The organism is Cupriavidus sp. SHE (genome assembly GCF_000812445.1).
Lineage (GTDB): Bacteria > Pseudomonadota > Gammaproteobacteria > Burkholderiales > Burkholderiaceae > Cupriavidus > Cupriavidus metallidurans.
Genome location: NZ_JWMB01000107.1, coordinates 1 through 20,494 on the forward strand (window position 1 = coordinate 1; position 20,494 = coordinate 20,494).

The 20,494-nt window shown below is 60.1% G+C and carries 13 protein-coding genes; 8 read left to right on the forward strand and 5 right to left on the reverse strand.

Annotation, left to right across the window (positions count from 1 at the left end; genetic code table 11):
- The 4 genes from RN01_RS34970 to RN01_RS31570 all read left to right on the forward strand — a co-directional run.
- Positions 1-2,946, forward strand: a 2,946-nt coding sequence (locus RN01_RS34970; RefSeq protein WP_039016853.1) for a YadA-like family protein, incomplete at its 5' end; no start/stop codon positions are given.
- Between the two features lie 100 nt (positions 2,947-3,046).
- The gene (locus RN01_RS31560; RefSeq protein ID WP_017511287.1) at positions 3,047-3,373 is read left to right on the forward strand and encodes a hypothetical protein; all 327 of its coding nucleotides are present in this window, start codon (positions 3,047-3,049) and stop codon (positions 3,371-3,373) included.
- A gap of 539 nt (positions 3,374-3,912) precedes the next feature.
- The gene (locus RN01_RS31565) at positions 3,913-7,215 is read left to right on the forward strand and encodes a transporter substrate-binding domain-containing protein (protein WP_231582335.1); all 3,303 of its coding nucleotides are present in this window, start codon (positions 3,913-3,915) and stop codon (positions 7,213-7,215) included.
- Between the two features lie 218 nt (positions 7,216-7,433).
- On the forward strand, positions 7,434-9,122 hold the full coding sequence (locus RN01_RS31570) for a tetratricopeptide repeat protein (protein WP_017511289.1): 1,689 nt from the start codon (positions 7,434-7,436) through the stop codon (positions 9,120-9,122).
- A gap of 34 nt (positions 9,123-9,156) precedes the next feature.
- Here the strand turns inward: RN01_RS31570 and RN01_RS31575 are convergent, their stop codons facing one another.
- Positions 9,157-9,831 carry an Hpt domain-containing protein gene (locus RN01_RS31575; protein WP_080672860.1) on the reverse strand — a complete coding sequence of 225 codons (675 nt, stop codon included), beginning with the start codon at positions 9,829-9,831 and terminating at the stop codon, positions 9,157-9,159.
- 14 nt (positions 9,832-9,845) lie between these two features.
- Complete coding sequence (locus RN01_RS31580) at positions 9,846-10,478, reverse strand: response regulator transcription factor (protein WP_017511291.1); 633 nt, start codon at positions 10,476-10,478, stop codon at positions 9,846-9,848.
- Positions 10,479-11,217: 739 nt separating this feature from the next.
- On the opposite strand from RN01_RS31580, the gene RN01_RS31585 reads away from it, so the two are divergent.
- A complete protein-coding gene (locus RN01_RS31585) occupies positions 11,218-12,009 on the forward strand; it encodes a hypothetical protein (protein ID WP_080672859.1) in 792 nt (263 codons plus the stop codon).
- Positions 12,010-12,064: 55 nt separating this feature from the next.
- Here RN01_RS31585 and mprA read toward each other — a convergent pair whose 3' ends face one another.
- Positions 12,065-14,047 (reverse strand): MprA protease, GlyGly-CTERM protein-sorting domain-containing form, encoded by a 1,983-nt coding sequence (mprA, locus tag RN01_RS31590; protein ID WP_160171258.1) that lies wholly within the window; start codon positions 14,045-14,047, stop codon positions 12,065-12,067.
- A gap of 272 nt (positions 14,048-14,319) precedes the next feature.
- Positions 14,320-15,378, reverse strand: a complete 1,059-nt coding sequence (locus RN01_RS31595) for a porin (protein ID WP_017511293.1) — start codon at positions 15,376-15,378, stop codon at positions 14,320-14,322.
- A 579-nt stretch (positions 15,379-15,957) separates the two neighbouring features.
- Here RN01_RS31595 and RN01_RS31600 point away from each other — a divergent pair.
- From RN01_RS31600 to RN01_RS31610, 3 genes are all read left to right on the forward strand, one after another.
- Positions 15,958-16,371, forward strand: a complete 414-nt coding sequence (locus RN01_RS31600; protein ID WP_231582336.1) for a helix-turn-helix domain-containing protein — start codon at positions 15,958-15,960, stop codon at positions 16,369-16,371.
- On the forward strand, positions 16,322-16,798 hold the full coding sequence (locus RN01_RS31605) for a hypothetical protein (RefSeq protein ID WP_223277402.1): 477 nt from the start codon (positions 16,322-16,324) through the stop codon (positions 16,796-16,798). Before RN01_RS31600 ends, RN01_RS31605 begins: the two co-directional genes overlap by 50 nt.
- 184 nt (positions 16,799-16,982) lie before the next feature.
- Complete coding sequence (locus tag RN01_RS31610) at positions 16,983-19,337, forward strand: ATP-binding protein (RefSeq protein ID WP_024570321.1); 2,355 nt, start codon at positions 16,983-16,985, stop codon at positions 19,335-19,337.
- Here the strand turns inward: RN01_RS31610 and RN01_RS31615 are convergent.
- Positions 19,302-20,408 carry a capsular biosynthesis protein gene (locus tag RN01_RS31615; protein WP_223277401.1) on the reverse strand — a complete coding sequence of 369 codons (1,107 nt, stop codon included), beginning with the start codon at positions 20,406-20,408 and terminating at the stop codon, positions 19,302-19,304. The genes RN01_RS31610 and RN01_RS31615 overlap by 36 nt on opposite strands.
- Between the last annotated feature and the right edge of the window lie 86 nt (positions 20,409-20,494).

Here is a 20,494-nt window from a genome sequence, read left to right on the forward strand (position 1 = left end):
GCCGCCGCACTGGGATACGGATCGTCAGCCGCCGCGGGCTATAGCACTGCGCTGGGCCCGTATGCAACGACAACCGGCAACGATTCGGTTGCCGTCGGTGTGCAATCGAAGGCCTCGAACTTGGAAGCAACGGCCATTGGTCCCTATGCGACGACTTCCGGTGAGCAAGGTATTGCCGCCGGTTACAACGCCAAAGCCAGCGCTTTCAAATCCGCTGCGTTCGGCGCCGGTGCTTCCGCAACGGCTACCAACAGCGTCGCGCTCGGTGCGAGCAGCACCACGACGGCCGATCTGACCAAGCCTGCATACAATCCAAACGCCGCCACCGTCGCTGGTATGGCCCCGGTGGGCGAAGTGTCGGTCGGTTCGGCAGGCGCCGAACGTCGCGTGACCAACGTGGCCGCTGGCTCGGGTGATACCGATGCGGTCAACGTGTCGCAACTGAAGGCAGTGGATGGCAAGGTGAACAACCTTGACGACCGCGCCGTGAAGTACGACGTGGATCCGACGACGGGTGCGGTGAACTACAACAGCGCGACGCTGGGCGGTGACACGTACAACACGACGACCAAGCAGGGCGGCACGGTGATCCACAACGTAGCAGCCGGCACAAGCGGCGGCGACGCGGTGAACGTGGACCAGCTGAACCAGCAAGGTAGCGAACTGACTGCGAAGGGTCTGAACTTCGCGGGCAACAGTGGCGCGGCGGTTCACACGAACCTGGGCGACACGCTGATGATCGCTGGCGCAGCCACGACTGCCGGTACCTACTCGGGCAACAACCTGAAGACGGTGACCGATCCGGCTACGGGCGCGGTTCAGCTGCAGATGGCGGATGCACCGAAGTTCGGCACCGTGACGATCAACGAAGGTGGCTCGGGCAAGATCACGGGCGTGACGGCTGGCACGGATGCCACCGACGCGGTGAACGTGAGCCAGCTGACGCAGGTTGCGGATTCGTCAGTGAAGTACGACGTGGATCCGACGACGGGTACGGTGAACTACAACAGCGTGACGCTGGGTGGGGATACCTATAACTCGACGACGAAGACGGGTGGCACGGTGATCCACAACGTGGCAGCCGGCACCAGCGGCGGCGACGCGGTGAACGTCGATCAGCTCAACGCCTCGAAGACGCACTACTACAGCGTGAACGACAACGGCGTGCAGGGTGGCAACTACGCCAACGACGGCGCAACGGGTGTGAACGCGCTGGCCGCTGGTGTGGGCGCCAAGGCGACGGCCGATGGCGGCGTGGCGCTGGGCTCCGGCTCGGTGGCAAGCACGGCAGCAGGTGTGGCCGGGTTCGTGCCGCAGAGCGCAAGCACGGCGCAGGGCGCGGCGATCGCTGCGACGACCAGCACGCTAGGCGCGGTGTCGGTGGGCGATGCGGCCAACGGCCAGTTCCGCCAGATCACGGGTGTGGCAGCCGGTACGGCCGACAGCGACGCGGTGAACGTGGCACAGCTCAAGGGCGTGGACCAGAAGGTCGACAACCTGGACAACAACGCCGTGAAGTACGACGACAGCACCCACAACAGCGTGACGCTGGGTGGTGACACGTACAACACGACGACGAGGCAGGGCGGCACGGTGATCCACAACGTGGCAGCCGGCACCAGCGGCGGCGACGCGGTGAACGTCGATCAGTTGAACACGACGGTGGATGCATCGAAGACGCACTACTACAGCGTGAACGACGGTGGTGTGCAAGGTGCCAACTACGCCAACGACGGCGCAACGGGACTGAACTCGCTTGCCGCGGGCATAGGCGCATCCGCGTCGGTTGCCGGTGGCGTGGCGCTGGGCTCTGGCTCGCTGGCAAGCACCGCAGGCGGTATCGCGGGCTGGGTGCCGGTCGGTGCGGATACCACGCTGGCTAACGCGGTGATGAACACGATGGGTACGACGGGTGTCTTCGCGGTCGGTAACCCGGCAGCCGGCGTCTATCGCCAGATCACGGGTGTAGCAGCCGGTACTACGGCCAGCGACGCGGTCAACGTGGCGCAGTTGCAGGCGGCCATCAGCTCGGTCAATACGTCGACAACGCCGACCACCGATGACCGTGCCGTGAAGTACGACGGCGCGTCCGGCTCGCCGAAGGATCACGTGACACTGGAAGGCACCACGTCGACCGACGGCGGCCAGACCGGTGGCACCACGATCAGCAACGTGCACCAGGGCGATGTGTCGGCCAACAGCACGGATGCGGTCAACGGCGCGCAGTTGTACCAGACCAATACCCGTGTCGATAACCTCGAGACCACGGTCAACAACTGGGGCGACACAATCAGCAAGACGGAGGCCAACACGCGCTACTTCCAGGCCGATGGCACCAACACGGATGCTGACAAGGCGTACGTGAAGGCAGGCACGACGGGTGTGGCATCGGGCGCCAACGCGAGCGTCACCGGCAATAACGGTGTGGCGATGGGTAACACGGCGTCGGCATCGGGCAACAACTCGACGGCCATCGGTGCGAACTCGACGGCAACCCACGACAACAGCGTGGCGCTGGGCGCGGGATCGACCACTGATCGTGCAAACTCGGTGTCCGTGGGCTCCGCTGGCAACGAGCGTCAGATCACAAACGTGGCGGCGGGTACCGCTGGCACCGATGCGGTCAACGTGAACCAGTTGAACACCGGTGTTTCCCAGGCCAACCAGTACACCGACATGCGCATCAACAACGTCGAGAACTCGATGAATGTCGTGTCCCGCAAGGCGTACGCAGGTGTCGCGGCGGCAACCGCGCTGACCATGATCCCGGACGTGGACAAGGACAAGACGCTTGCGCTTGGCGTTGGTGGCGGATCGTACCAGGGGCAGCATGCCGTGGCGATCGGCGCAACGGCCCGCGTCACCGAGAACGTCAAGGTGCGCGCTGGCGTGGGCATGAGCGCTGGTGGCACCACGGTAGGTGTCGGTGGCTCGATGCAGTGGTAATCACCACCGCCCTTTACACGTAAGAAATGAGATCTCCCGCTTCCAGCCCAGTGGCGCTAAGCCTGGCTGGAGCGGGACCCAGTACTCAAGGAGTTGAATCATGAAACACTTTCACATCATCACATTGAAGGCCGCAGTCCTCGGCGCACTGATCGCAACGCTGGGCGCCTGCGCTACGCAGAGCGGCCCGACGTACACCCTGAATGCCGTGCAGCGGTCGGACATCACCGGCCAGGCCTATGAGGTGAGTTGCACCGGGCTGCTCGAAAGCTCGAAAACCTGCATGAAGGTAGCAAACGACATCTGCAAGGACGCACCGGTAGTGCCGGTTGGCTCGGTTGACGGGTACCGGTCTGGATCGCCGACCAACGACCCTCGCAAGCTGACGTTCACTTGTGGCACGCCAGCCGCTTCCAAAGCGCAGTAACCGGATCTCGAAAGTCCTCACACCAGTCCTCCAGATATATCGAGGCATAGAGGCATCGCCCCGGAGCGCATTGCGACGCAATCCGATGCTGGTCTCCGGGAACCGACGATTCGAACTTCGCTGCGAGCGCGCCTGACTCTCGTCACGGCGCGCTGCAAGTCACTCCCAGGGCCGGACGGCCACATCCACTCTCGCACAGGCTGTTCTCCGACAGCCATGACGCGGCAGCGTTGCGGGAGACGCTGTGCGTCTTTTTTGTGCATTCAGAAGTTTCCGCATTGATTTGCGGACATGTCCGTCACCGGCGTAGCAATGGCGTTCCTAGACTTCGGTCGTCAGCATCCCAATACATTGGGGCCACATGCCGATCGACGCCAGGCGTACCCAGTCGCCAATCCCAGAAGCCTCAAGCACGCCCGGCGTTGTTATCGAGAAGCACCATGTCAAACCCGAATTCCCCTTCACCGGCTGTACGCCAGGCCGTCTCTGTGAAGACGGCGTACCCCCTTTGGCAAAAGATGTGGCGGGTGATCGGCGCGATGCTCGCACTCGTCTTCCTGGCACTTGGCACCGCCCATCCCGCGCAGGCGGAACTCCGCCGTGATCTGGCCATGCCATCTCACCCGTTGACATTGAAGACAAGCATCCGGGTCAATGGCGCGTCTTCACCCGCACCCGTGTCATCGCCACTCCAGAAGCCGAAAGACCCGATGCTGCTGCGCATCGGCGTGATGGCAAACGGATTGCCACCGTTCGATCTCGTTGGTATTGATGGCAACTACGAGGGCATCTCCGCCGACTATCTCGCGATGATCGCCAGCACGCTGCATGCAAAGGTCGAAGTCCGCGCGTACACCACCCGAGATGCCGCGCTCTACGACCTTTCCCACAATGCCATTGACGTGGTCGCAACCGATCCGGGCCAGACGGGACCGGCACAAGGCGCCATCGGATTCACGCCGAACCAGATCATCGAGATCGCAACCCGCAGTACGGCGCACAAGCTGGTTGGGAATCAGACGCTTGGATATGTGAATGGCCAGCTGGATCCTCAAGCCATCCTGGCAGCCTACCCTGGGCGCAAACTGCAGTCCTATGCCACCCTGCTGGACGCACTGACGCAGCTGTCGCTTGGCGCAGACGTCGTGCTGTTGTCAAACGCCACGGCTGCCAGCTATATCACCGCGCAGTATGGCATCCCGAACCTGGTCGCGGTGAACGTCTCGCGACTCTCCGTCGGCGACCTGTCGTTCCTCGTCCGGGACTCAGCGCTGCGCGCGCGGTTCGACGCGGCAATCCACGCAATTCCAAAGCCCACGCGTCTGGCGATCTCGACCCACTGGGTGCCCACGACATTGATGCCGCACTTCGACAAGGCCCTGAACCTCACCGCGGAAGAAAGCGCATGGATCGCCACGCATCCCGTGGTTCGATACCGCGCTACCAATGACCGGGTTCCGTTCGTGTTTTCCGACGAGCATGGCGAATCGGTGGGACTCAGCGTGCAGGTACTCGACAAGATCGAAGAGCGCACGGGGCTGCGATTCGAGCCTGTCCGCGCCGATGGCAATAGCGACCCCGACCACGCAACCACACCCACGATTCAGCCAATCGTGCCAGTTGATGGTCCCTCCGTGCGTACCGACGGCCTGACCATCACAGAGCCCTACTTCCAGGGGTACTGGGCCATCGTGGCGCACGTTCGGCAACACGGGATCAACAACATCCTGGATCTTGCCGGCAAGCGCGTTGCCGTCGTGTTGCCCAACCCTATCATTGACCGGCTTCGCGCAACCGTGCCGCTCCAGGTTGTCAAGGCCGGGTCATATCGTGACGCCTACCGCATGGTTGCCACGGGCATCGCCGATGCGACGCTTGGCAACATGATGACCGCCAACTACCTGATACGCGAGTCCTATCCCGAAGCACTTCGGATTGTCGCGCCCATCAGTGGCTCGCCACTCAATGTTGGCATTGGCGTTCCCGCCGATGAGCCGATGTTGCTGGCCATTCTGAACAAGGCGTTGCTCAGCCTGTCGCGGGAGGACATCAACGCCTTGCGTCTGCGCTGGTCCGAGCCCCGCAGCATTGCAGGTAGTGCGGAGACCTTGCCCTCCTGGGCGTGGTTCAGCCTGAGCGCGGGCCTGGTGTTGCTGGCGATATCGCTGCTGTGGTCGCAATCACTGCGACAGCAGATCCAGCGCCGCCGCCGCATGGAAACCGTCCTCCAAGAGCAGCTTGCCTTTCAGACTTCCATCCTCGACGCCATTCCGCAGCCGATCTATCTGCGCGATGCCGACCTCAGGCTCATGACCTGCAATGCGGCATTCGAGCGTGCCCTCGGCTGTGGCCGCAAGCAGATGCGTGGGCGCACGATTGACCAGATGCCGCTGAAGCTTGGCGACATCCCGTTGAGCATGCAGACCTATCGCAAGGTCCTGGCGACTGGCGAGGCGGCCACGCTCGACCGATCCCTCATGATCGAGGGCAAGGAACGCATCGTGCTGAACTGGGTGGAACCACTTCGCAATGCCACGGGCGGCGTGGTGGGCATCATCGGCGGATGGATCGACATGACCGAACGCCAGCAAATGGTCACCGAACTGGCTTCCGCCAAGGACCGCGCCGAGGCCGCCAATCGTGCAAAGAGCGCATTTCTGGCATCCATCAGTCACGAGATCCGCACACCGATGAACGCCATCCTGGGTATGCTGGAACTCACGCTTCAGGACAAGCGCCTGCCTGACGACGACCGCCTTCAGGTGGAAACCGCGCAGGAGTCCGCAAAATCGCTGGTCGGGCTGATCGATGACATCCTCGACGCGTCGAAGATGGAAGCCGGCAAGTTCGTGCTGTCGCCTCAGCCAGCGCCACTGCGCCAGCTCATCGGCGACGTCACGAGCCTCTTCGGGCTGGCAGCGTCGCGCAAGGGCGTCCAGCTTGAAGCCATCGTCGATGATGCCGTGGCCCCTTGCCACATGGTTGACCCGCTTCGTTTCAAGCAAGTCCTCAATAACCTCGTGTCGAACGCGGTGCGCTTCACCGACCGCGGCTCGGTGGTGATCCGGCTCGGCGCCACCAATCTCACGGCGGATCGTCAAAGCCTGACGTTCTCGGTCAGCGATACCGGCACCGGGATTCCTGAAGATGGATTGAAGAAACTATTCCAGCCATTCACGCAGATCGGCGACACCAAGCGTTCCGCCGGAGGTACGGGATTGGGTCTGTCCATTTGCCAACGGCTGGTGACCAAGATGCACGGCACGATCGGCATCACCAGCGAGGTAGGCAAAGGCACGACGGTCACCGCGACGATCGAGTTGCCAATCGCCGCCGAAGTCGCGCCGGTCCTGCAATCGGATCAGAGACATCAGCCCGCCTCCAAGCCCGGCAAGGCACTGCGCGTCCTCATCGTCGATGATCATGCGCCAAACCGCATCCTGCTGCAGCGGCAGCTGGAGAAACTCGGCCATCGCCCGTTCAGCGCAAGTGACGGATGCGAGGCGCTTGAAAAGCTGGCGGACGCTACCTTCGATTTGATCATCTGCGACTACTCCATGCCCAACATGGATGGCCCCACGCTGACGCGAACGATCCGTTCGAGTAATTTGCCATATCGCATGCTGCCAATCCTGGGCTATACGGCCAGCGCTCAACCGGAGATTCGTGCGCACGCAATCGAATGCGGCATGGATGCCGTGATGATCAAGCCTGTCGACATGGCCACACTGGAGACAACGCTGGCGGCAACCATCAACCGCCGTGGGCACCCAGGGCTGCCTGGGTTGCCAGGGCTCGCGCTTGCGCTTGCGCCTTGCGGCAAATCGGTACTCGCGGCATGATTCCAGCTACCATTCGCGCGCCCCGGTCATCGGAAATGACACCCAGCTTGCTGGCTATCACCGAACGAGTCACTTCTCAGTCAATGGCATCCACGGCACAGGAAGCGCCCCGTCCCGGGCACGACGCCCTGGGTCAGGTTCACACATGGCTTCGCGAAGGGGCGCTGCTACAGGCCGCGCATTGGATACGAGACTGGCTAAAAAGAACGCCGGATTCCATGGATGCGATCGTTGCGCAGGCCGCGCTGCACGTGGAACTCGGCGACACGGCAAGCGCAAGAACCGCCCTTGAACAGGTACTTGCCACGCTCCCGGATCATTCGCGGGCGCTGGCTGGCATGGCTCATCTGGCCCTGTGCGCCGGAGATGCGAAGTCGGCCGTGGACTGGTTTCAGCAAACCGGCCCGGAAGCACTTGATGAAGCTGAATTGTCCGATTGGTGCGAGGCACTCGCGGCAACGGGCGACCTGACGCGCGGTGCGGACATTGCCAGGCATCTTTGCGAACGCGCACCCAAAGCCGCGACGTCCTGGTTTCAACTCGGGCTCACCCTGCATCACAGCGGCTTCCACGAGCAGGCACTGGATGCCTATGCCAAAGCACATGCGCTAGACCCTGACCTCGACAATCTCTGCAACAACATCGGCGCCGCATATTTGCAATCAGGCCGGACCGAAGAAGCCATGGCACCGATCGGTCGGGCCATCGAACTGAAGCCTTCCAATCCCCTGGCGTGGATCAACCTGTCGGATGCCTTGCTGAAACTGCGTCGCCCGGATGACGCCGCGTTGGCGGCCCGGCGCGCCTGCGCCCTGGCCCCAACGATGCCGCTCGCCTTGCAAGCGCAGTCAAATGCGCTCAAGGAGCTTGGCCAATGGGCAGATGCGCTGGCCCTGATGGAGAAGGCAGCGATGCAGGCGCCAGTTTCGGGCGGCATCATCTGGAATCTCGCCATGCTGCAAATGCTGCACGGCGACTATCGCAATGGCCTGATCAATTTCGAACACCGCTGGGCTTCGCCAGAACTGGAGGGAACATTCCCGGATCTGAAGGCACCGATCTGGCGTGGCGAATCCCTCGCTGGCAAGACGCTGTTTCTGTGGGGCGAACAGGGCTTCGGTGACGCGATGCAGTTTGTCCGCTTCGTTCCCGGGATTGCGGAGCTGGTCAGACAGCAAGGTGGACAGTTGCACTACTGCTGCTTCTCGAAGCTTCATACCTTGTTCTCGCGCAGTCTTGCGGACGTGATCCCGGAGGTCATCCCGCATGACACTCCCAGTCTGCCCCGCTTCGACTATCACCTGCCGCTTTGTAGCGCGCCTCTAAGACTTGGCACCGAGCTGGATACGTTGCCCGCCGATGTGCCATATCTGCGTGCGGACGCTGCCGCCGCAAGCGCGTGGGCGCAACGCCTGTCGGCGTCTGGCAAGCTCAACGTCGGCGTGGTCTGGAGCGGCAGCCGTGGCCACCAGCGCAATCCGCTTCGCGCGGTGCCTGTCGCTGAGCTGGCCGGTGCGCTCCGCGACCTTCCCGGCATCGAGTTCCACAGCATGCAGATCGATGGGGTGGCGGAACTGGCAAGCGTCCCCGATTTCGATATCCGTGATCACACCGCGGAACTGCGTAGCTACGACGACACCGCCGCACTGATTTCCAGTCTTGATCTCGTGATAACAGTGTGCACGTCCGTCGCGCACCTTGCGGGCGCCCTCGGCAAACCGACCTGGGTGATGCTCGACGTGAACGCTTCCTGGCAATGGCTGCTGGGTCGATCGGACAGCCCGTGGTATCCAACCACCAGACTCTATCGGCAGGTGACGTATCGCGACTGGCAACCTGTCCTGGAACAGGTGCGTGCCGATCTGCTAGGTCTGGCTGGCGGCATTCCGGCGGCGGACGCCAACTGAGTCGCTGCCCCGCCAGCTTGGCCGCGTGGTACGGCTAGTCCGGTACAGCGGCCAGCGCCGCAAGAAGGCGTTGAATCGCCTGTGTCAGCAATGGCACCAAGGCAGTGACCGTATCACCGTCTTGCCGGATCGAAGCGGTTTCAATGGCCTGGCAGACCGCCACCGTAGCTTGGCAATCCAGCATCCGGGCGGTTCCCTTGATCCGGTGCGCCATGGCCCGCGCCTGATCCCAATCGAGAGCATGGCAAGCGGCCGAAAGTGCCGCGAGGTCCTCGGTATTGGTGAGGACAAGGCTTTGCACCAACTCCATACGAATATCGGCGTCGCCCCCGGTCAGGGCATCGAGTGCTGGCCACAGGCGTTCTCCATCGGCCGCCGAGAATGGCACGAAGCCAAGACCAGCAAACGTTTCCGCAATCACCACCGTGCCTGCGTGGAGGGGAAGCACCGCATCGATAGACGGGGGCAACTGCGCCGGAATATTGCCGGTATCACACATCAGCAGTCGCAAACAGGGAGGTGAATGAACGGACAGGCAAGCCTGCGATGCCGCTGATAGCGGCCACCGAACGACGACGACGTCCGCGGCATCCGTGGATGCCGCAGCGCTTGCCGCTTCTGTGAATAGCCCCAGTGACGTCAGCCTTGCAGCGAGTTCATCGCGCTCCGCGCCACTCCATTCCTCACCTGAGATGATCACCCGTGACATAACGACACCTCATCTCAAGGTGCAATATTGCAGCGCCGCGCAAAATCGATCAGCTCCAGCAACGTCGTGACGTGTAACTTTTCCATGATGCGCGTCTTGTGGCTACTCACGGTCTTGTTACTGATGAAGAGCGAGTCTCCAATGGCCTTGTTCGACATTCCCTTGCTCAGCATCTGCATGATCTGAATCTCCTTGTCAGTCAGTTGCTGCAGCAGTTCGCTATCTTCGCGGGCCTTGCCGGGCACGGCACCGGATTCAACCACCTCGGCGGGAAAGAGCGTATAGCCTGCCAGGACAGATTCCACACAGCGCATGATGTCCGTCATGTCCTGCATCTTGCTGACGAAGCCCTTTGCGCCCACCTGCATGGCGCGAGGAGCAAAGGTCATCGGATCCTGCCCCGAAATCACAAGCACCCGGATACCGGGCTGGATGGCCTTTAGGCGAGGGATCACCTCAAGCCCATTGATCTTCGGAATATCGAGATCGAGGATAACCAGATCGGGCTTGCACTGCCGCACAACGTCGATCGCCGCCTGGCCATTGTCGGCTTCCAGCACGGATGAAACGCCGAGCACTTGCGATAGCTGCGTCTTGATAACGAGTCGGACTGCTGGGTGATCGTCGACAATGAGGACGGTAATCATCTTTGACTTCTCCATACCTGTAAGGTGGTTCGATGACTGATTGAACCACGGGAAAATTCGTAGCTTCCCTATGGATTATTGTCATTGCCATACGCTATGGCCGCATCGAGAAGATTCCGCAATTGCACTAGGATAACTCCGAGTTTTCGATTCATGTGCATTGCTGCAGCGCAGCATATCGCATCCGCGCGCCTCGAAAGGCGGAATGATGCCCAGCGCGATGGGCCGCCGGACTTAATCGTACGACACCAATAGAAAGATGCAGGCAACAAGAACGACGAGACTGATTGCGGCGATGAAACAGGAAGCGATGAAAACCATGGCGACGTGCAGTGATATGGCGCCATGATTCAATAAGCACCAATTCTCTGTCGAGACGATATGGCTCGCCGAACGAGCCGATCACTCTTGAAATCCTGCCTGAATTCTCTGCATCGAGAATTCGTCCCTGCGCAAGATAGGCGCCCTCCACAACCCGTGCCGCAACGCCGTCACATGTGCCGGAGCGATCATATCCCTCGCGCTCCAGATTAACGGCAGCTTACTCACGACAATGGCGCACCCGCCGCTTGTGCCGAGCAGTTTTCATTTAGGAATATTCCACTCTTATTTTCCGATGTTTCCTTGCCCAGTCGATCATGGCAAGCGTCGATACTTGCCCTGCACTCACATGTCCGGCGACAGGTGCGTGATCTGGCATTTGCATTTGAATCAACGGGCAACGAAGGGGGAAAGACGCATGGCCACTGGAATCAAGCAGCTTCATTCCACTCCAGGCAACCCAACGACGCCCAGCCTAGGTACAGGCACAGGCACCCAGGGCACAGCGCGGATGATCCGCCCGAGCAACGTGAACTACGATCTCGAGGAGCTTTCCGCCGCGCTGCACTATAACGACGAATGGCTTGGGCGTGCGAAGGTGGCAATCGAGGTTCTGGACCAATCAAATGCCCATACCGCCTATGCAAGAGTGATCTTCTTCGACAAGGAACGCGCCGCACTTTGCTTCCACCTTGCGGCGGATATTTTCCGGTGCGCACAATTGACGCGCGTCGTACACCGCGCACTAGGCGCCAGCTTCGAGCGGGTGGTGCCGCCGTCGCTGCTGATCGATGTGGGCCCAATTGCCCATCCCGACGCTGCGCTTGCCGGGTCACCAACAGTGCTGGCCGATCTGACCGCTTCCGTGTCAATGCTCGCCAACTCCACAACCGAAGCGAGCTGGCGACAGGCAGCGGTTTGTGCCTATGTAGTGGCGTTCAGGCTTGCCCGTAAACTCATCACCGCGATCTGCCCGCCAACGCCCAATGTATTGGACAGTCCATTGGACACTGCCATCTGGCAGTTACGGATGCACCGGTCGCCGGAAGCCCGGGCACTAGCCGAAGCGCTGGCTTCCATGCAGGTCACCTACAGCACAGCAGCCTTTGACTTCGACGCCCCGTTTCCACAAGACCAAGCCTTGCTCCAGAGCGAGGCCATGAAAGCATTTCAGGCGGATCTTGACGCATTCCAGGCGACCGCTGCCTAACGCACCCCCGACTTACTCCTTGCCTGACATTATCCGGACCGGTTCCAGAGCCACGCTATGCGCTTCGGCTGTTCCTTAGTCCATAGCCCAGGCCGCCAGCGAACAACAGCAGCAATGCCAAGACTGGGGAGATCGCACCGCCGCCGCCTGAACCTCCGGCCTGGGAGGCCATGCCACCCGTGCCCCCACCCGCCGGCGGCGGAGAGGCACCAGAATCGCTCCCACCTGGCGAGCCGTTACTGGTTTCACTGCTGCCCGGCGACGCGGATGCAGGGGCGGTCGCGGCAACAGTCACCGTATCGGTCGCCACACTGCCTGCGTCATTGCGGATCGTCGCGACAAAGCTGTATGTGCCGGCAGTTGGCAATACTGCTGTCGCGCCGCTGCTGTCCGAAGTCACTGGCGTGATCGACACTGCCGGGCCCGCCGTTTGCGACCACTGGATAGTGGCCCCGCTCACTTTGAAGCCTGGTGCTCCCTTCGCGTAAAGGGTAAGTGTTGCTCCGGGTTGCACAGTGTCGGCACTTGCCGCGACATGCACGACTGGCTGCCCAGACAACAGCGCCAGCGCAGAATCCGCATCGAGCATGCCTGCTCCGCACGTGCCTGGACGGCTCTGGCACCAGGATCCAGCAGGAAACGGGCGTGCCGATTGCGTAAGCAATGATGCGATGTCGTCCGGCGTCAACGAAGCATTCTCCGACAGCAGCATTGCGGCAACGCCGGTCACATGAGGTGCCGCAATGCTGGTCCCGGTTTTGAGCCCATATCCCGATCCGGTTGGTGTGGTCGTGCCCAGATTCACTGTCGACAATACGCTCAACTGACTGCCCGTCATCAGCACGCCCCTCCCCCCGCCCGGCGCGCTCAGCATTGTTCCGGTACCGACGTTGGCATAGTCCGCGCTGTCGCCCTCTGGCGTGTGCGCGGTTACCCCAATGACCCCAGAGCAATTCGCGGGAGCACCCGCGCCCATGGCCGCATCATTTCCCGTTGCCGCCACGATCACCACGCCGCGCGCGCGAACATCGTTGACTGCCTGCTGCAACGCCGGACCGCATGGGCTGTAACCACCCAGGCTCAGGTTGATGACCTTCGCTGGCTCAGCATTCAGTGGCACGCCGGGGACTGCGATACCCGCTGCCCAGCGCATTGCGTCAATGAGATCCGAAGTCACGCCACCGCATCGGCCCAGCACCCGCGCATTCGAAATCCTGGCAAACGGCGTAATACCTGCGATGCCCAAGCCATTGCCGCGCGTGGCGGCGATGATGCCGCTCACATAGGTGCCATGCCAACTGCTTGGAACCGCAGGACCACAAAGATCGGGGTAGTTTGTCGCATCGTCCACCGTGACCCAGTCTCCCGGATCGGAGGGGTCGGCATCCCGGTCAGCAATGCCATCGTTCTTCACGAAGCCGGCCGGCAGGAATTTTCCGGTTTTTGCATCGGCTGTCGTCGTCAATGTCTCAGCAGTCAGGAAGTCGTAGCCCGCGGCAAGACGAGAGGTATCCAGATCCTCGTGAGCAGTAATACCGGTGTCGACGACAGCCACCGTCACACTGCCACCGGTTGGCATGCGCTGCCACGCAGCGAAGACATCCGCCCCGCCGCGCGACGAGGTAGCTGGTGACAGGTTCCATTGCTGCGACAGGTAGGTATCGTTGGCTGGCACGCCAGCCAAGTGAATGCGGTAGTCGACGTCGACATAATCGAACGCACCCGTGGCCCTGAGCCGCTGTGCCACTGCGGCGGCGTCACTTGCCGTCAGCGGCGTGCTCAACCGAAGTATGCGCGCGCCTCCGCTCATGACCCGTTTGGATGTCAACGGTTGCAGCGCCGCTGCCGACCACTGCTGGACGCGTCGCATCTCATCCCCGCCGCCGTTAATGGCCGCGGCTGATCTGATCGCGCCGGACTCCTTGACGATCAACTGCACAACTGGCGCCGATGGCACCTCGGACGGGTTCCGTTTCTGCGCATGGGCATGTGAGACGGCGCCGAACATGACGGCAACCAAAGGAAGCGTCGTCGCCAACGACCACCGCGTCCGCGCGACCCACGCTCGCGGCGGTCCGAACTCGGATTCAGGGGCTGCGGTTGGCATAGGGAAATTTCCGAATTAGGATTTTTCCGAATCCTAATGCAGACATGTCCGAATGCGTGCCGCAATATCACAATTTATTACTATGGAGCCTATTCACGGGCATCCATGCAAAAAGGCCACGGCATATGCCGTGGCCTTTCCGATCTGGTAGATGCGGAGTACCTATCCAGGCACTCCACGATCTTCAGGACACAATCACGTCATCAGAACTTGTGACGGATGCCGACAACGGCGCCGAACTGGTTCTGGCCATTGATCGGCTGATCGGCATTGCTCACGCCAACTACCGACACGATGCCCCGGTCGCTATCCTTCTTGTTAATGGCATAGGCCATGTTCAGATAGAGATCGGTACGCTTGGACAACGCGTAATCAGCCGAAGCCACCAGCGTCCAAGGATCAGCCGAAGTCTGGTGGAAGGCCTGATAGTAAACCGCGCCGGTCAACGACAGAGCCGGTGTCACCTGATAGCCCAGGCCCGTCCACCACAGATTCGAACGTACGTGGTTGTCGGCCATCGTCTGGTTTGCCCAACGCCAGCCACCGAACACCTTGGCCGGACCAAACATATAGGTGCCAGCAATCGTTGCACGCTGGATCTTCGCACCCGTGTCGGCAATACCAGGCATCCAACCCAAGCGTACCTGATCATACACAGCGCCAACCGACAGCGGGCCAGTAGCGTAGTTCAGGCCGGCCGAGTACTCAGCGCCGCGGCTGGTTTGGCCAGGGACTTCTTGGCCGTTGTAGCGGAAGCTATACAGTGCGGAAGCCGTGACGCCTCCAAACGTACCGACATACTTGATCGCATTGTCGGCACGGCTTGCAAACGCACCGTCCTGTCCGATGATCGAGTAACGCGTCGCAATGGCCATCGGATCATAGTTCAGACCGAAGTCATACAGCAGCGTCTGTTGGCGACCCAGCGTCAGGGTGCCGATGCCATCCTTCTGCAAGCCGACGAATGCCTGACGATTGAACATGCGGCTCGAGTCGGCGCCACTGCCGGTGTCGATGTTGATACCACTTTCCAGCGTGAAGATGCCTTTCAGGCCGCCACCCAGATCTTCGGTGCCACGCAGGCCCCAACGCGATCCTGAGAGGTTGCCTGACGACATGCGAACCGTGCTGTTGTCGCCACCAGCATGGGTCAGGTATTCGATACCGACATCCGCTACGCCGTACATCGTCACGCTCGATTGTGCAAAGGCACCTGTCGACGCCAAGGCAACGACCGCAGCGGTGAGCATCTTGATTTTCATACTGAATTCCTCTTCCGTGGATTAACGTCACAAGGTGAACATGCAACGATGCGAATTATCTTTGGATCACCATCGACAAGAAATAGCTAAAAGACCGGTTCGACACTTGCTCGTCTTTCCATTGACTTCAATTTTCTCCTTCTAAAACAATCATCTACGATCATAAAAAAGACAGGCTGCGAGATTTCCTGTAGCTTTATAAGAAGCTTCCCGGCATATTTGGGAAATTAGCGTTATGTGCGCGAGACCATGGCAAACCGATAGTGTTGTGAACTGAGTACGGTTTCTGCTCAGAAATGAAATTCCCAGCGACTGCAGTTCACCCCGCTTGAACGGTTTCGCCACCCGTCGCATGATTTCTGTACGCACGCGTGCGCTTATCCACGCCTTCGATGCTTGTTGCGTTGAAATCAGAATTTTCCGACGACGAATCGGCCTTCTTCCTAGATCAGCGTTCGCTTTGGTCGTTAGACTTAATCTGCGCTTAACGATCAGTTCGCTTTTGGGATAACCATCCAATCCGAAACTCCGCACGAGCTGATCAAGCTGATAGGTGCTTCGTAAAAAATGGGCTGCTCCATGGAACGCGACGCCTGCGATGATTCGAAGTCTTCGCCGCATCCACCGCCCTCGTCGTCGATAGCAATGGATACGTCGAATTTCCTCCAGATCATTGATGATCATCGTGGTCATCCAGTCTTCGTCGTCATCCCCTACGCCAGCTATGCGGTCCAGTTGGGAGTCGACCGGAATCTTGTGCCCGACGTGGTATCTCGAAAGGTGCTCGTGGATGGCATCACACCGGTTCGCGCGTGGCGCGAGTATTTTGGCCACACACAGAAGGTGGTTGCGGCACGCCTAGGAATAAGCCAGCAGGGCTACGCCCAACTCGAGAACAACGAAGCGTTGCGCAGATCGTCGATCGAGAAGCTGGCGACAGCGCTTGGCATCGCGCCTGATCAGATTGCCAGTCTGGATCGCCTTGGCGCATGACCCGCTCACGACGCATTCCTTCTCAACCTCGCCGCATCACCGCGCCTCAACCGGAATTTCCATGACTTCGCGATTAGAAAAGCTCGAACATCGAATTGCCGCCCTTGAATCCGAGATTGATCGGTTGAGTCGGACTCAGAAAACCGGACCTAACTCAGACGATCTGGAGCTCGTCATCGGCTTTGTCCAGGGCCTAAGCTGGATGCTTGAAACCCATGTCCGCGTGCAGGCGGAGTATGACCAGAATGTGATCAACGAATTCGCTGCAGTACTCCTGTATGAGTCCGAGCGATTGCACCCCCATGTTCCGCATCGCGACAGCATTGCGATGACATTGCGCCTGATGGCCCATAGCCTGACAGATTCGAGATCGGATTCCGGCGCGTTCCTACGGAGCATGCCTGCGCCTGGTCAATCACATCACTGAGTTGCGGTCCGCTCTGACCGTGTCAGAAGACAGAGGCACATGGCATGCCGATCAACTCGCGACCATGTTGCATATCTATCACTTCTGTAATTCTTGATTTTCAACTAGCATCATGAAGTGCCGCCTCCAATCGTCGGGGACGGTGGTTGTCCTATTGACACTGCCTGGGACTTCGTGACGCACCATGCTCCATCTTTCGGCGGCCTATTTCGTTACTCCGCTTGCCCTACTCGCTGCAATGATGCTCGTAGTGGCACGTTGCTGGCGCAACGCCAGACAGGCAAGCGCCGAGGTGGCAGAACTCAAGTCAGAGCAAGCCATTTTCCAGTCGTTGCTGGACTCCTCGCCCAATCCGGTACTAGTGGTGAGCCACGAGCACCGCATCCTCAAGGTCAGCGAACCTTACGCCAAGCTGTGCGACGTCAGTACCGAAGATCTCGTCGGGAAGCCATTGGTCCACAGTCACACGACAAGCCGCTTTCGCGATCTGGGTGGTCTACTGGAACTCACCCTGCTCAGAATGGACGGCAATGAACGCTCCGATCTCATCACTCTCGGTATTCCGGAGGAAACCGTACGCACATTCAGGGTGAACGCCAAACAATGCAGATCGGAAGATGGCGTGTTCTCCGGTATCGCGATAGTGCTGACGGATATCAGCGAACAGGTGGCAGCGCAGCATCGCGTCGATCAGACTTCCGCAGCCATGGATGACATCACTGAGGCGCTATCGGTGACATTCTTCCAGCTCTGCCGCGAATCGAACGGCCATATCTGGCTTCCCTGGGTGAAGGGGATGCAGAACACCACGCTGAGCTGGTCGGCCGAGAGAATGATGCGCGACGGCGGTGGCATCCTTCCGAATCTCGACGCCTCTGAAAAGACACTATTCATTGGGGTAGTAGACCAATCCATCGCGACTCAGCAGCCGATGGATGTTACCGTGCACCTCACCCCGGATAACCGGTGGGTACACATCGCCAGTGGCAATCCAAGAGTTGGCCCCAATGGCGCAACACTCTGGTATGCCTATGCGATGGACGTAACCGAGATGCAGCGCTACAACACGCTGCTGGCTACGGCCAGTCGTGAAGCCGAAGCGGCGACGGAAGCCAAGTCCCGTTTTCTGGCCGCTATGAGTCATGAAATTCGCACGCCGCTGGCCACGGTCATTGCCTCGCTGGACCTGCTGCGCGAGAGCGAACTGTCCACCCACCAGCGGGAAGAACTGGATCTGGCCGATCATTCGGCCAAGCTTCTCCTGGAGATTCTCGGCGATATCCTCGACTTTTCCAGGATCGAAGCAGGGGAGATGAAGCTTGAACAGGCGCCGATTGACCTGCGACTGATCATCGAGGATGTTCTGCGCATCCAGGCGCGCCAGATCGAAAAGAAGGGCGTGATACTCGACTTCTACGCGGAAGCGGGGCTGGCCGCGACGTTGCTTGGCGATGCAGTGCGGCTCAGGCAGATCGTGCTCAATCTCGTAGGCAATGCTACAAAATTCACGCTTCAAGGCAGCATCGTCGTTCGAGCATTGTTAATAGCGGACGATCCCGAAACACAGACGATTCAACTGGAAGTCAGCGACACTGGTATCGGAATCCCTGCGGAGAAACAAGCCGCTCTCTTCAAGGCATTTTCTCAGGCTGATGTCTCCACAACGCGCCGATTTGGCGGCAGTGGTCTGGGGCTGTCGATTTGCTCCAGGCTCGTTCAGGCCATGGGTGGGACCATCGTCTTGACTAGTACGCCAGGTGTCGGCAGCACGTTCCGCGTGGAATTGACGCTGCCCGTCGTCGAGCGCAGCACGCGAATGGTGGAGTTTGCGGAAAAACACATCGCGATTGATGTGTCGCGTGCGGATGACGCAGCAGTGTTTCGTGAGCACGCTGTTGCCCTCGGTATGCAGCTTGCACCCCTTGATTGCCTGAATCCTTCCGATATTGCGGTGATCGATGAAGACGCCAGTTCAGACAAAGTGCCTGCGGGCGTGCTGACCATCCCTTACGGGAGAAAGCACGGCAATCTGTCTGGCCCACCCATCTGGTGGAGCGAGTTTCGAACGGCATGTTTTGATGCGGTTCTCCGCGACCTGCATCGGTTTCCCGCAAATGGTCAAGATGCCACGGCAACACCACCGATCTCGGATTCGCTGGCGGGTCTGACATCTCTACCGATTCTCGTCGCGGAAGATCACACACCATTTCAGATCGTTATTCGCAGGCAGATTGAGAAGCTTGGTCTGGCATGTGACGTCGTATCCGACGGAAAGGAAGCGCTGGCTGCGATTCGCAACAAACAATATGGCATGATCCTGACCGACTGCCACATGCCATATATGGACGGCTACGAACTCACCAGCGCGATTCGGGCATCCGAGGCTCAAGGTCAACGGCTCCCGATTATCGCGCTGAGCGCGGATGCTTCGGATGAGCAAAGACTCCGCGGCCGTGCCACGGGCATGGACGACTTTCTGCTCAAGCCTCTCAAACTCCCGGAGCTACGCGCGTGCATCCAGCGGTGGGTGCTTCGCTGATTCCCGCTTCGTTGCTTCCTGCTTCTTCGCGCCCACCGTCCCGGTTGACTGCGACGGCGCGACGGCCGCGCGCCGTCGCATCACATCCATGGTCCGCATACGCTTCCACTCGAAGACGCCATTTCGGAAGAAGTCGCCATTGAGCTGCGTGTGTCGGATCAGATAGTTTCGATAGCGGCGGTACAGATCCTTGTCCATGCGGAAATCAAGGGCATCACTCCAGAACGAGTCCAGACCGCCCTGATAGCTCATGCCGGGCAGCGCGTACGAGGCATCACCAAGTACGGCAACAGGCAATCCATGGTTCATCGCCGAAAGTCCAACCGTACTGTTGATCAACACCACGCCGCTGGCGTGGTCCAGCAGCGTAGGCAAATGCTGGTCATGAATGTAGTGCAGACGACCCTGCACACCATAGCGCTCAGCTAGCGCGCGAATCAGGACGGAGTAATCGCTATACCCGCGATCCATCGGGTGATGCTTGAGTACCAGGTAATGGTCCGTAGGCGCATGGCGGGCAAATGACGCCACGACACGCTCAACAAAGTGCGACACCGAATCAAAATCAGAATGCACACGCACCTGGAAGTCGGTACCGACCTGCAACGGTACAAGATAGAACCGACCCGCTTCCACTCCACAAAGGAAGTCCCCATAGCGACGTTCGCGCATCCGGTAACGCAGCTTGCGCACCGGGCTTCGAAGCCACGGCAGCAGCTCGCTCACACCCAAAGGACGATGATGGCGATAGTGTCGATAGAACGGCCGCATCAGAATGGATGCCGTGTAGTAGAACGTAGCCCAACACGCGGCATACCAGAACGTATTGCCGACAGGCTTCTCGACCGGAAGCTCCATATCCGGCAGCGCATTGTAGAAGGCGGGATCGCGAGGCGCGGGCGAATGATTGTTGACGCCGGAGCGCTCCAGGGTTACGAAGTCCGGCCTGACATAGCCTTCCTCGAACACCCATACCTCGGCGCCGCGCTCACGCGCTATGGCCTGCACGGGTCTGTGAATCTCGCGGCAGTCTCCAAACAGGAAAACTGTGTCGATCTGCAGTTCGGACATCAGCCGTGACAGCGCCGATGGCCACGCCTCCATCGTGCCCCGATAGCGAATGGCACCTCTCGCATAGAAGAACTGATCGCCACCAT

What these genes read in the sequence shown, in the direction of transcription:
- RN01_RS31610 (WP_024570321.1), top strand. Translation starts at nt 16,983, where the DNA reads ATGCTCCATCTTTCGGCGGCCTATTTCGTTACTCCGCTTGCCCTACTC.
- RN01_RS31560 (WP_017511287.1), top strand. Translation starts at nt 3,047, where the DNA reads ATGAAACACTTTCACATCATCACATTGAAGGCCGCAGTCCTCGGCGCA.
- RN01_RS31600 (WP_231582336.1), top strand. Translation starts at nt 15,958, where the DNA reads ATGGAACGCGACGCCTGCGATGATTCGAAGTCTTCGCCGCATCCACCG.
- RN01_RS31615 (WP_223277401.1), bottom strand. Translation starts at nt 20,408, where the DNA reads ATGTCCGAACTGCAGATCGACACAGTTTTCCTGTTTGGAGACTGCCGC.
- RN01_RS31580 (WP_017511291.1), bottom strand. Translation starts at nt 10,478, where the DNA reads ATGATTACCGTCCTCATTGTCGACGATCACCCAGCAGTCCGACTCGTT.
- RN01_RS31595 (WP_017511293.1), bottom strand. Translation starts at nt 15,378, where the DNA reads ATGAAAATCAAGATGCTCACCGCTGCGGTCGTTGCCTTGGCGTCGACA.
- RN01_RS31585 (WP_080672859.1), top strand. Translation starts at nt 11,218, where the DNA reads ATGGCCACTGGAATCAAGCAGCTTCATTCCACTCCAGGCAACCCAACG.
- RN01_RS31575 (WP_080672860.1), bottom strand. Translation starts at nt 9,831, where the DNA reads ATGTCACGGGTGATCATCTCAGGTGAGGAATGGAGTGGCGCGGAGCGC.
- RN01_RS31565 (WP_231582335.1), top strand. Translation starts at nt 3,913, where the DNA reads ATGCTCGCACTCGTCTTCCTGGCACTTGGCACCGCCCATCCCGCGCAG.
- RN01_RS31570 (WP_017511289.1), top strand. Translation starts at nt 7,434, where the DNA reads ATGGATGCGATCGTTGCGCAGGCCGCGCTGCACGTGGAACTCGGCGAC.